Raw genomic sequence first — 11,908 nt, 5'->3', positions numbered from 1 at the left:
ATCAGTACAGCAAGGAGTTTTCATGCGGTTTTCCTTTTTTTCCCTGCTCCGGCGCGTCGCCTTCTCCGGCCTGCTGGGCCTGGCGGCATCAGCCGCCGCCCAGGCGCAACCGGACGCGCACGGCGCGCCTGACCAGTTCGTGCTGGGCGCGGCCAACGAAGCGCTGGACGTCCTGAAGGCCGACGGCGCCGTCAAGGCCGGCAACACCGCGCGCATCAACCAGGTCGTCAACGAGCACATCCTGCCGTACGTCAACTTCCAGAAGACCACGCGCCTGGCCGCCGGCCGCTACTGGCGCCAGGCCACGGAGCAACAGAAGACCGCCCTGGCCGACGCCTTCCGCGGCACCCTGGTGCGCACCTACAGCGGCGCGCTGACCCGCGTCACGTCCGGCACCAAGGTCACGGCGCTGCCGTTCCGCGGCGACCCCAAGGCCGACGACGTGGTCGTGCGCACGCTCATCAGCCAGGCCAACGGCCAACCCACGGGTGTCGACTACCGCCTGGAAAAAACGCCCCAGGGCTGGAAGATCTACGACATGAACGTCGAAGGCATCTGGCTGATCGAGAACTACCGCAACCAGTTCGCCCAGCAGATCAACCAGAACGGCATCGACGGCCTGATCAAGGCGCTGAACCAGCGCAATCAGTAGGATTCCGTCCGATCCGCCTCGGCCCGGCGCGCCCTTGCGGCCCGCCGGGCCGATTGTTTTGGGGACAAATCGGGCCGCAGCGCCCCCACGCGCCCCGGGGCTATCGGCGCCTTGCGTAGCGGGGCGCTTATATAATGATCAATTCGCTCTTTTCCGGGCACCCCTCGCCGCCGTCATGTCTGCCGTCAGTCTTGAGAACGTCTCCAAAATCTACTCGCCGCGCCGCAGCGGCTGGAGCAAGCTCACCGGGCGCGCGTCCGGCGCCGGTTTCCAGGCGCTCAACGATGTCAGCCTGAATATCGAGCACGGCGAGTTCTTCGGCCTGCTCGGTCCCAATGGCGCCGGCAAGACCACCCTGATTTCCATCCTGGCCGGGCTGGCGCACGCCACCAGCGGCCGCGCCACCGTCTGTGGCTACGACGTCGTGGCCGACTACAAGTCGGCGCGGCGGGCGCTGGGCGTGGTGCCGCAGGAACTGGTCTACGACCCGTTCTTCACCGTGCGCGAAACGCTGCGCATCCAGTCCGGCTATTTCGGCCTGCGCAAGAACGACGACTGGATCGACGAGATCCTGTTCAACCTGGGCCTGGCCGACAAGGCCAACTCGAACATGCGCGCGCTGTCCGGCGGCATGAAGCGCCGGGTGCTGGTGGCGCAGGCGCTGGTGCACCGCCCGCCCGTGATCGTGCTGGACGAGCCCACCGCGGGCGTGGACGTGGACCTGCGCCGCACCCTGTGGGAGTTCATCTCGCGCCTGAACAAGGCCGGCCACACCATCATGCTGACCACCCACTACCTGGAAGAAGCGGAGGCCCTGTGCGGCCGCATCGCCATGCTCAAGGGGGGCCGCATCGTGGCGCTGGACACCACCCAGGCACTGTTGGCGCGCGTCGGCGGCGTTGACCTCGAAGACGCCTTCGTGCGCATCATGCACCAGGACGACGCCTTGCAACCCGAAGAGATTTCGCAATGACGCAGCCCGCCGCCAATGCCAGCCAGCCGCTGGTGCAGCCCCGCCTGGACGCGGGTTCGGGCTTTCCGACCCTGCTGCGCAAGGAATTGCTGCGCTTCTGGAAGGTCAGCTTCCAGACCATCGCCGCGCCGGTCATCACCGCGCTGCTGTACCTGCTGGTGTTCGCCCACGTGCTGGAAGGGCGCGTCATGGTCTACGGCAGCGTGCCGTACACCGCGTTCCTGATCCCCGGGCTCATGATGATGAGCATGCTGCAGAACGCCTTCGCCAACCCGTCGTCGTCGCTGATCCAGAGCCGCATCACCGGCAACCTGGTGTTCATGCTGCTGCCGCCGCTGTCGCACCGCGACATCTTCGCCGCCTACGTGCTGGCGGCCGTGGTGCGCGGCCTGGCCGTGGGCCTGTGCGTATGGGTGGTGGCGCTGTTCTTCGTCTCGCTGGTGCCGTCCAATCCGCTGTGGCTGCTGGTGTTCGCGGTGCTGGCCTGCGGCATCATGGGCACGCTGGGCCTGATCGCCGGTCTGTGGTCGGAGAAATTCGACCAGCTGGCGGCGTTCCAGAATTTCCTCATCATGCCGGCCACCTTCCTGTCCGGCGTGTTCTATTCCATCCATACGCTCCCGCCCTTCTGGCAGGGCGTGTCGCACTGGAACCCCATCTTCTACACCATCGACGGTTTCCGCTACGGATTCTTCTCGGTGTCGGACGTCTCCCCCTGGCGCAGCCTGGCGGTGGTGACGGGGGTGTTCCTCGCGCTTTCGATCTATGCGCTGCGGCTCCTGGCCAGCGGCTACAAACTCAGGAACTGACGTCCATGCTTCCCACTCCCGCGCAAGTCCGCCAATACATCGCGGACGGCCTGCCCTGTGAACACCTCGACGTACAGGGCGACGGCTCGCATTTCGACGCGGTCATCGTCAGCGCCGCCTTCGAAGGCAAGCGCCTGATCCAGCGCCATCAACTGGTCTACGCGGCGCTGGGCGACCGCATGAAGGCCGAGATCCACGCCTTGTCGATGCGCACCCTGACCCCCGCCGAATACGCCCAGGCGGGCAAGTAACCATGGACAAACTCCGCATTACCGGCGGCGCGCGCCTGCACGGCGAAGTCACCATTTCCGGCGCCAAGAACTCGGCCCTGCCGATCCTGTGCGCCGGCCTGCTGACGGCCGATCCGCTGACCATCGCCAACGTGCCGCACCTGAACGACACTGCCACCATGCTGCGCCTGCTGGGCCGCATGGGCGTGCGCGCCGAGCGCGGCAGCGACGGCATCGTGACCCTGCAGGCCGACCGCGTCGACAGCCTCGAAGCGCCGTACGACCTGGTCAAGACCATGCGCGCCTCCATCCTGGTGCTGGGCCCGCTGGTGGCGCGCTTCGGCGAAGCCCGCGTCAGCCTGCCCGGCGGCTGCACCATCGGCCAGCGGCCGGTGGACCAGCACATCAAGGGCCTGGCGGCGCTTGGCGCCGAAATCAGCATCGAGCACGGCTTCGTGGTGGCGCGCGCCAAGCGCCTGAAGGGCGCCTCGATCCGCACCGATATGGTCACCGTCACCGGCACCGAGAACCTGCTGATGGCGGCAGTGCTGGCCGAAGGCCAGACCGTGCTGGAAAACGCCGCGCGCGAACCCGAGGTGGTGGACCTGGCCGAGCTGCTCATCAAGATGGGCGCTCGCATCCAGGGCCACGGCACCGACCGCATCGTGATCGACGGCGTCGAGCGCCTGCACGGCGCCGAGCACCGCGTGATCTCCGACCGCATCGAGGCCGGCACGTTCCTGTGCGCCGTCGGCGCGGCCGGCGGCGACATCGTGCTGCGCAACACCGACGCCGGCATCCTCGGCGCCACGCTCGACAAGCTGGCCGAGGCCGGCCTGGCTATCGAGACCGGCCCCGACTGGATTCGCGGCGCCATGTCCGCGCGCCCCAAGGCGGTGGGCTTCCGCACCCATGAATACCCCGGTTTCGCCACCGACATGCAGGCCCAGTTGATGACGCTGAACACGGTGGCCGAAGGCACGTCGGTGATCGTCGAGAACATCTTCGAGAACCGCTACATGCACGTCCAGGAACTGCGCCGCATGGGCGCGGACATCGACATCGACGGCCACACCGCCATCGTCCGCGGCATTGCCCGCCTGTCGGGCGCGACGGTCATGGCCACCGACCTGCGGGCCTCGGCCAGCCTGGTCATCGCCGGCCTGGCCGCCGATGGCGACACGCTGGTCGACCGCATTTACCACCTGGACCGCGGCTACGACCGGATGGAAGTCAAGCTGCGCGCCCTGGGCGCCAATATCCAACGCGTTGTTGAACGCACTAGCGGCAAGGAATCGGCATGAGCGATGCCCCTCTCGCGCCCCTGACCCTGGCTCTGTCCAAGGGGCGGATCTTCGAAGAAACCATGCCTTTGCTGGCGGAAGCCGGCATCGAGGTGCCCGAGAACCCCGAAAGCTCGCGCAAGCTGATCCTGCCGACCAGCGACCCCGGCCTGCGCCTGATCATCGTGCGCGCCTCGGACGTGCCGACCTACGTGCAGTACGGCGCGGCCGACCTCGGCATCGCCGGCAAGGACGTGCTGATCGAGCACGCCGCGCAGCAGCCCGGCGGCCTGTACCAGCCGATCGACCTGAACATCGCCAAATGCCGCCTGGCCGTGGCGGTGCGCAACGGCTTCGACTACGAAGCCGCGGTGCACCAGGGCGCGCGCCTGCGCGTGGCCACCAAGTACGTGCAGTCAGCCCGTGAACACTTTGCGTCCAAGGGTGTGTACGTCGACATCATCAAGCTGTATGGTTCGATGGAACTGGCGCCGCTGGTGGGCCTGGCCGACTGCATCGTGGACCTGGTGTCCACCGGCGGCACGCTGCGCGCCAACGACCTGGTCGCGGTCGAGGACATCATGCCGATCTCCTCGCGCCTGATCGTCAACCAGGCCGCGCTCAAGACCCGCGGCGAACGCCTGCAACCGCTGCTGGACGCCTTCGAGCGCGCCGCTTCCCGCAACGCCTGACCCAGGCCGCCGCCCCACGCGGCGGCCGCCACCCGCCTGAACGCCATGGCCCTGATCAATCGTCTCGACTCCCGCGATCCCGGATTCGCGTCCGCCCTGTCCAAGCTGCTGGCCTTCGAGGCCACCGAGGACGAGTCCATCGACCGCGCCGCCGCCGGCATCCTGGCCGACGTGCGCGCCCGCGGCGACGCCGCGCTGGTGGAATACACCCAGCGCTTCGACCGCATGCCGCACGCGTCCGCGGACACGCTCGAAATCCCCAAGGCCGACTGGCATGCGGCCCTGGCCGCGCTGCCCGCCGCCCAGCGCGACGCGCTGCAGGCGGCCGCCGAGCGCGTGCGCCGCTACCACGAGCGCCAGCGCGCCGAGACCTGGACCTACACCGAGGCCGACGGCACGGTGCTGGGCCAGCAGGTCACGCCGCTGGACCGCGTCGGCCTGTACGTGCCGGGCGGCAAGGCCGCGTATCCGTCGTCGGTGCTGATGAACGCCATCCCGGCCAAGGTCGCGGGCGTGCAGGAACTGGTCATGGTCACGCCCACGCCGGACGGCGCGCGCAACCCCATCGTGCTGGCCGCCGCCGCCATCAGCGGCGTCGACCGCGTGTTCGCCATCGGCGGCGCGCAGGCCGTGGGCGCGCTGGCCTACGGCACCGCCACCGTGCCGGCCGTGGACAAGATCGTCGGCCCGGGCAACGCCTACGTGGCCGCCGCCAAGCGTCGCGTGTTCGGCGTGGTCGGCATCGACATGATCGCCGGCCCCAGCGAAATCCTGGTGATCTGCGACGGCAAGACACCGGCCGACTGGATCGCCATGGACCTGTTCTCGCAGGCCGAACACGACGAACTGGCCCAATCCATCCTGCTGTGCCCGGACGCCGCCTTCATCGCCGAGGTCGAGGCCGCCATCGCCCGCCTGCTGCCGACCATGCCGCGCGCCGACATCCTGCGCACCAGCCTGGCCAACCGTGGCGCGCTGATCCAGGTGCGCGACCTGGACGAAGCCTGCCGCATCGCCAACGACATCGCCCCGGAGCACCTGGAGATCTCCACCGAGCAACCGGAAATCTGGACCGCCAGGATCCGCCACGCGGGCGCCATCTTCATGGGCCGCTTCAGCTCGGAAGCCCTGGGCGACTACTGCGCCGGCCCGAACCACGTGCTGCCCACTTCCCGCACGGCGCGCTTCTCGTCGCCGCTGGGCGTGTACGACTTCCAGAAGCGTTCCAGCCTGATCCAGGTCTCGCACCAGGGCGCCCAGACGCTTGGCCGCATCGCCGCCGAACTGGCGCTGGGCGAAGGCCTGCAGGCCCACGCCGCCAGCGCCCAATACCGGATCGACCAGCCATGAGCGAGGTCGCCGGCCGCATCGCCGGCACCATCCGGCCCGATATCCGTGAACTGAGCGCGTATCCGGTGGCGCACGCCGAAGGCTGCATCAAGCTGGACGCGATGGAATCGCCCTACGAACTGCCCGAGTCGGTGCGCGACGACCTCGCCCGCGTGCTGCGCGACACGCCGCTGAACCGCTACCCGGCCGCCGACCTGTCCGAACTGCGCCAGGCCGTGAAGACGGCCTTCGGCGTGCCTGCCGACGCCGGCGTGCTGTTCGGCAACGGCTCGGACGAACTGATCCACATCGTGGTGCAGGCCTGCTGCAATCCCGGCGAGGTGGTGCTGGCGCCGTGGCCGTCGTTCGTCTATTTCGACATGGCGGCCCGCTTCGACCACGCCCGCTTCGTCGGCGTGCCGCTGACCGACGATCTGTCCCTTGATCTTCCTGCCATGCTAGCCGCGATCCGCGAACACCAGCCCAAGGTGGTGTTCCTGGCCGTGCCCAACAATCCCACCGGCGGCGTCTGGTCGGACGCGGACATGGCCGCCATCATCGCCGCCGCCCCCGGCCTGGTGGTGGTGGACGAGGCCTACCAGCCCTTCACCGACCGCAGCTGGATGCCGCGCCTGCTGGACGCGCCCAACGTGGTGGTGATGCGCACCGTGTCCAAGATCGGCCTGGCGGGCCTGCGTTTTGGCTATCTGGCCGGCCACCCCGACTGGATCGCCGAGTTCGACAAGGTGCGCCCGCCCTACAACCTGGACGTGCTGACCCAGGCAGCGCTGCTGACAGTGCTGCGCCACAAGCCGGTGCTGGACCAACAGGCCGCCCGCCTGCGCGCCGACCGCGAACCGCTGGCCGCGGCGCTGGCGGCGCTGCCCGGCGTCAGGGTATTCCCTTCCGCGGCCAACTTCATACTCGCGCGCTTTTCCGGCAAGCTGGATGGCAACGCCGTGCATCTTGCCCTGAAACAGCGCAAAATATTGGTTCGTAACTTCTCCAACGCCCATCCGCTCCTGGCCGGCTGCCTCCGCATCTCGGTGGGCGCGCCGTCCGAGAACGCCGCTTTGCTATCGGCACTGCAAGAAATACTGAGTGCCTAATCGAGTCCCTGACATGCGTACCGCAGAGATCACCCGCAACACCAACGAAACCCGCATCCGCGTGGCCATCAACCTGGATGGCACCGGCAAGCAGACGATCGACACGGGCGTGCCCTTCCTGGACCACATGCTGGACCAGATCGCGCGCCACGGCCTGATCGACCTCGACATCAAGGCCGAGGGCGACCTGCACATCGATGCGCATCACACGGTGGAAGACGTGGGCATCACGCTGGGCATGGCCATCGCCAAGGCGGTCGGCACCAAGGCCGGCCTGCGCCGCTACGGCCACGCCTACGTGCCGCTGGACGAGGCGCTGTCGCGCGTGGTGGTCGATTTCTCCGGCCGTCCCGGCCTGGAATACCACATCCCCTTCACCCGTTCGCACATCGGCGCCTTCGACGTCGACCTGACGCGCGAATTCTTCCAGGGCCTGGTCAACCACGCGCTGATCACCCTGCACATCGACAACCTGCGCGGCACCAACGCCCACCACCAATGCGAAACGGTCTTCAAGGCCTGTGGCCGCGCGCTGCGCATGGCCATCGAAGTCGACCCGCGCATGGGCGACGTCGTGCCCTCGACCAAGGGCGTGCTGTAACCTCCGTGACCTTCCGCCACGCACCAGGTAAACCGAAGTGACCACTATCGCCATCGTCGACTACGGAATGGGCAACTTCCATTCCGTCGCGCGCGCGCTCAAGTACGCCGCCCCCGACGCGGACATCCGCATCTGCAACCAGCCCCATGAAATCGACGCGGCCGACCGCGTGGTGTTTCCCGGCCAGGGCGCCATGGCGGACTGCATGCGCACCCTGAATGAATCCGGCCTGCGCGAAGCGGTCGTCAAGGCCGCCCGCGCCAAGCCGCTGCTGGGCGTCTGCGTCGGCGAACAGATGCTGTTCGAGTCCAGCGAAGAGGGCGCGACCCCGTGCCTGGGGCTGTTCCCCGGCGTGGTGCGGCGCTTTGCCGGCCCGCGCTTCGCCGACCCGGTCGCGGCCGACGACGCGGCCTGCGAGGCCGACACCGGCACGGCCGGCCCGGTCGATGTCCGCCCGGAGCGGTTGAAAGTCCCGCACATGGGATGGAACAAAGTGCGCCAGACGCGCTCTCACCCTATCTGGGGCGGCATTCCGGACGACACGCATTTCTATTTCGTCCATAGTTATTACGCCGACCCGGCCGATACGAGCCTGACCGTTGGTGAAACCGATTATGGCGTTGCCTTTACCTGCGCGGTGGCGGCAGCTAACATTTTCGCGGTGCAGTTCCACCCCGAGAAGAGCGCCGAGCACGGTTTGCGCCTGTATCGCAATTTTGTAGACTGGCAGCCGTAAGCCACGGGCACACCGCCCTGGCCCACGCGCTCCAGCCCATTCAACCCCATATTTTCCCGCTGCCCACCATGCTGCTGATCCCCGCCATCGATCTCAAAGACGGACGCTGCGTGCGTCTGCGCCAGGGCGACCTGGACGATGCAACGGTGTTCTCCGAAGACCCCGCCTCCATGGCCTCGCAATGGCTCGACCAGGGCGCCCGCCGCCTGCATCTGGTCGACCTGAACGGCGCCGTCGCCGGCAAACCGAAGAACGAAGCACCCATCAAGGCCATCCTGGACGCCGTCGGCGACGATATCCCGGTCCAGATCGGCGGCGGCATCCGCGATCTCGACACCATCGAACGCTATCTCGACGCCGGCATCTCCTACGTCATCATCGGCACCGCCGCGGTCAAGAACCCCGGCTTCCTGCAGGACGCCTGCGGCGCCTTCCCCGGCCAGATCATCGTCGGCCTGGATGCCCGTGACGGCAAGATCGCCACCGACGGCTGGAGCAAGCTGACCCGCCACGACGTGCTCGACCTGGCCAAGAAGTTCGAGGACTACGGCTGCGAAGCCATCATCTACACCGACATCGGCCGCGACGGCATGCTGTCGGGCGTGAACGTCGAGGCTACCGTGCGCCTGGCGCAACACGTGCGCATTCCCGTGTTCGCCTCGGGCGGCATCGCCGGCATCCAGGACATCGAGGCGCTGTGCGCCGTCGAGGAAGAGGGCGTCGAAGGCGCCATCCTGGGCCGCAGCATCTACGAAGGCACGCTCAACTTCCAAGCGGCACAGGCCCGCGCCGACGAATTGGCCAAATGACCACCTCCAGCAGTACCTCCGGGGCGGGCGCGCCCGCCCAGAGCGCGCTGACCCGCCGCATCATTCCCTGCCTTGACGTCACCGCTGGCCGAGTCGTCAAGGGCGTGAACTTCGTCAACCTCGCCGACGCCGGCGACCCCGTCGAGATCGCCCGCCGCTACAACGAGCAGGGCGCCGACGAACTCACCTTCCTGGACATCACCGCCACCAGCGATGGCCGCGACCTGATCCTGCCCATCATCGAGCAGGTCGCCTCGCAGGTCTTCATTCCGCTGACGGTGGGCGGCGGCGTGCGCCAGGTGTCCGACATCCAGCGCCTGCTCAACGCCGGCGCCGACAAGATCAGCATCAACAGCGCCGCCGTGGCCAATCCGGAACTGGTGCGCGCGGCCTCCGACTACCACGGCTCGCAGTGCGTGGTGGTGGCGATCGACGCGCGCCGGGTCTCGGCCGCGGGCGAAGCGCCGCGCTGGGAAGTCTTCACCCACGGCGGCCGCAAGGCCACCGGCCTGGACGCCGTGGCCTGGGCCCGCCGCATGGCCGCCTACGGCGCCGGCGAGATCCTGCTGACCAGCATGGACCGCGATGGCACCAAGTCGGGCTTCGACCTGGAGCTGACCCGCACGGTGTCGGATGCCGTGCCGGTGCCGGTCATCGCCTCCGGCGGCGTCGGCACCCTGCAGCACCTGGCCGACGGCGTCACCACCGGCCGCGCCAGCGCGGTGCTGGCCGCCAGCATCTTCCACTTCGGCCAGCACACGGTCGGTGAATGCAAGCGCTTCATGGCCGAGCAGGGCATTGAAGTGAGGATATGACGATGAGCAACGAACCGAGCTGGATGGCCGACGTCGTCTTCGACGAGAACGGCCTGATCCCGGCCATCGCGCAGGACGCCGACAACGGCCAGATCATGATGGTGGCCTGGATGAACCGCGAATCGCTGGCCGAAACCGCCGCCACCGGCCGCGCCGTGTACTGGTCGCGCTCGCGCCAGCGCCTGTGGCGCAAGGGCGAGGAATCCGGCCACGTGCAGCAGGTGCACGAGCTGCGCCTGGACTGCGACGGCGACGTGGTGCTGCTCAAGGTGCACCAGGAAGGCGGCATCGCCTGCCACACGGGCCGCGCCAGCTGCTTCTACCGCCGCCTGGAAGGCCAGACCGACCAGGCCAGCTGGGTCACGGTGGACCCGGTGCTGAAAGACCCCGAACTAATCTACAAATGACCGATTCGCCCCTGAGCGCCCACGACGTGCTGGCCCGTATTGCCGCCACCCTGGAAACCCGCCGCCCCGAGAACGGGGGCGATCCCAAGGCTTCCTACGCGGCCAAGCTGCTGTCCAAGGGCCCCGACGCCTTCCTGAAGAAGATTGGCGAGGAAGCCACCGAGCTGGTCATGGCGGCCAAGGACGGCGTGCCCGAGCGCATCGTCAGCGAAACCGCCGACCTGTGGTTTCATTGCCTGGTCGCGCTGACGCACTTCAATCTGCGGCCCGACGACGTGCTGGCCGAACTGGCCCGCCGCGAAGGGCTGTCGGGCCTGGCCGAGAAGGCCAGCCGTCCCCAGGACTGACACGGAACCGGAAAAATGAGCGCCAACTGTATTTTCTGCAAGATCGCCGCCGGCGATATCCCGTCCAAGAAGGTCTACGAGGACGAGGACTTTGTTGCATTCCACGATATCAACCCGGCCGCGCCGGTGCATTTATTGCTGATCCCTCGACGTCATGTCATATCCATGCAGGATATTACGGCCGAGGACGCAGGTTGGTTGGGTAGAATGATGGCATTGGCGCCGCGGCTTGCCGCTGAAAACGGTTGCACCCCGGGCCCTGATGGCGGGTTTCGCATCATGATCAATTCTGGCGTCGAAGGCGGCCAGGAAGTCCCGCATCTGCATTTCCACATCATCGGCGGTCAGCGACCCTGGAAAGGGCGCGTGGCCCCCACTGCGTAATACGGAGAACCATCATGGGTAGCTTTAGCATTTGGCATTGGTTGGTCGTTCTGGTCATCGTGGCGCTGATCTTCGGCACCAAGAAACTGCGCAACATCGGCTCGGACCTGGGCGGCGCCGTCAAGGGCTTCAAGGAAGGCATGAAGGACGCCAACGGCGACAAGCCGGCCGAACCCATCGCCCAGCAACGCGTGGCCGGCGACACCATCGACGTGCAGGCCAAGGAAAAGTCCAACTCCTGAGCGCCTGCGCGCCCCCGGGCCCGGCCTGATCCGGCCGGCCCTCATTGCCTCAATTCCCGAGCGGCCGTCGAATGTTTGATGTCAGCCTCACTGAACTGATGGTGATCGGCGTCGTCGCGCTGATCGTCATCGGCCCCGAACGCCTGCCCAAGGTCGCCCGCACGGTCGGTCACCTGCTGGGCCGCGCGCAGCGTTACGTCAATGACGTGAAATCCGATATCCAGCGCGAAATCGAGCTGGACGAGCTGCGCAAGTTCAAGAGCGAAATGGAAACCGCGGCGCAGGACGTGCAGCAATCGCTGAACGACACCCACAACGCGCTGCAGGAGCCGGTGCAGCAATTCCGCGCCGAGCTCGACGAAGTGGCCCGCGAAGCCAGCGGCAAGCCCGCCATCACGGCCGGCGCCGAGACCGCCACGGCTTCCGTCGACCCGCGCGCCGCCGCGCCGGCCGACCCGCTGATGACGCCGCAGGCCGGCCAGCCGGCCGA

Annotated in this window: 17 protein-coding genes; all 17 read left to right on the top strand. The window is 67.6% G+C overall.

Annotation, left to right across the window (positions count from 1 at the left end; translation table 11 throughout):
• The first annotated feature begins 22 nt into the window (after positions 1–22).
• The gene (locus DK459_RS28380) at positions 23–652 is read left to right on the top strand and encodes a phospholipid-binding protein MlaC (protein ID WP_024067426.1); all 630 of its coding nucleotides are present in this window, start codon (positions 23–25) and stop codon (positions 650–652) included.
• 175 nt (positions 653–827) lie between these two features.
• Positions 828–1,625 carry an ABC transporter ATP-binding protein gene (locus DK459_RS28375; protein ID WP_020925613.1) on the top strand — a complete coding sequence of 266 codons (798 nt, stop codon included), beginning with the start codon at positions 828–830 and terminating at the stop codon, positions 1,623–1,625.
• Entirely contained in the window at positions 1,622–2,434 is an 813-nt protein-coding gene (locus tag DK459_RS28370) for an ABC transporter permease (RefSeq protein ID WP_020925614.1), read from the top strand. The genes DK459_RS28375 and DK459_RS28370 overlap by 4 nt, the downstream gene beginning before the upstream one ends.
• A gap of 5 nt (positions 2,435–2,439) precedes the next feature.
• Positions 2,440–2,685 (top strand): BolA family protein, encoded by a 246-nt coding sequence (locus DK459_RS28365; RefSeq protein WP_006388061.1) that lies wholly within the window; start codon positions 2,440–2,442, stop codon positions 2,683–2,685.
• Between the two features lie 2 nt (positions 2,686–2,687).
• Positions 2,688–3,968 carry a UDP-N-acetylglucosamine 1-carboxyvinyltransferase gene (murA, locus tag DK459_RS28360; protein ID WP_053497790.1) on the top strand — a complete coding sequence of 427 codons (1,281 nt, stop codon included), beginning with the start codon at positions 2,688–2,690 and terminating at the stop codon, positions 3,966–3,968.
• Complete coding sequence (gene hisG / locus DK459_RS28355) at positions 3,965–4,639, top strand: ATP phosphoribosyltransferase (RefSeq protein ID WP_006388059.1); 675 nt, start codon at positions 3,965–3,967, stop codon at positions 4,637–4,639. The genes murA and hisG overlap by 4 nt, the downstream gene beginning before the upstream one ends.
• Positions 4,640–4,684: 45 nt before the next feature.
• The gene (gene hisD / locus DK459_RS28350) at positions 4,685–5,989 is read left to right on the top strand and encodes a histidinol dehydrogenase (RefSeq protein ID WP_020925617.1); all 1,305 of its coding nucleotides are present in this window, start codon (positions 4,685–4,687) and stop codon (positions 5,987–5,989) included.
• Complete coding sequence (gene hisC, locus DK459_RS28345; RefSeq protein WP_054499294.1) at positions 5,986–7,077, top strand: histidinol-phosphate transaminase; 1,092 nt, start codon at positions 5,986–5,988, stop codon at positions 7,075–7,077. The genes hisD and hisC overlap by 4 nt, the downstream gene beginning before the upstream one ends.
• Before the next feature lie 13 nt (positions 7,078–7,090).
• Positions 7,091–7,678, top strand: a complete 588-nt coding sequence (gene hisB, locus DK459_RS28340) for an imidazoleglycerol-phosphate dehydratase HisB (RefSeq protein ID WP_006388056.1) — start codon at positions 7,091–7,093, stop codon at positions 7,676–7,678.
• 37 nt (positions 7,679–7,715) lie between these two features.
• Positions 7,716–8,414 (top strand): imidazole glycerol phosphate synthase subunit HisH, encoded by a 699-nt coding sequence (gene hisH, locus DK459_RS28335; protein WP_024067421.1) that lies wholly within the window; start codon positions 7,716–7,718, stop codon positions 8,412–8,414.
• A gap of 68 nt (positions 8,415–8,482) precedes the next feature.
• Positions 8,483–9,223: a 1-(5-phosphoribosyl)-5-[(5-phosphoribosylamino)methylideneamino]imidazole-4-carboxamide isomerase gene (gene hisA / locus DK459_RS28330; RefSeq protein ID WP_006388054.1), complete on the top strand. Its 741-nt coding sequence runs from the start codon at positions 8,483–8,485 to the stop codon at positions 9,221–9,223.
• Positions 9,220–10,038 carry an imidazole glycerol phosphate synthase subunit HisF gene (hisF, locus tag DK459_RS28325; RefSeq protein ID WP_006388053.1) on the top strand — a complete coding sequence of 273 codons (819 nt, stop codon included), beginning with the start codon at positions 9,220–9,222 and terminating at the stop codon, positions 10,036–10,038. The genes hisA and hisF overlap by 4 nt, the downstream gene beginning before the upstream one ends.
• Before the next feature lie 2 nt (positions 10,039–10,040).
• Positions 10,041–10,445 carry a phosphoribosyl-AMP cyclohydrolase gene (gene hisI / locus DK459_RS28320; RefSeq protein WP_006388052.1) on the top strand — a complete coding sequence of 135 codons (405 nt, stop codon included), beginning with the start codon at positions 10,041–10,043 and terminating at the stop codon, positions 10,443–10,445.
• Positions 10,442–10,792 carry a phosphoribosyl-ATP diphosphatase gene (locus tag DK459_RS28315; protein ID WP_006388051.1) on the top strand — a complete coding sequence of 117 codons (351 nt, stop codon included), beginning with the start codon at positions 10,442–10,444 and terminating at the stop codon, positions 10,790–10,792. The genes hisI and DK459_RS28315 overlap by 4 nt, the downstream gene beginning before the upstream one ends.
• 15 nt (positions 10,793–10,807) lie before the next feature.
• A complete protein-coding gene (locus DK459_RS28310; RefSeq protein WP_006388050.1) occupies positions 10,808–11,176 on the top strand; it encodes a histidine triad nucleotide-binding protein in 369 nt (122 codons plus the stop codon).
• 14 nt (positions 11,177–11,190) lie between these two features.
• Complete coding sequence (gene tatA, locus DK459_RS28305) at positions 11,191–11,418, top strand: Sec-independent protein translocase subunit TatA (RefSeq protein WP_006388049.1); 228 nt, start codon at positions 11,191–11,193, stop codon at positions 11,416–11,418.
• 71 nt (positions 11,419–11,489) lie between these two features.
• The coding region (gene tatB, locus DK459_RS28300; RefSeq protein WP_233256870.1) for a Sec-independent protein translocase protein TatB at positions 11,490–11,908 on the top strand (419 nt) is incomplete at its 3' end.

Source organism: Achromobacter sp. RW408 (assembly GCF_003184165.1).
In the GTDB taxonomy this organism is placed as follows: Bacteria; Pseudomonadota; Gammaproteobacteria; order Burkholderiales; family Burkholderiaceae_B; genus Achromobacter; species Achromobacter xylosoxidans.
Note: the sequence above shows the minus strand (reverse complement) of the source record. Positions and strands in the feature narration are given on the sequence as shown.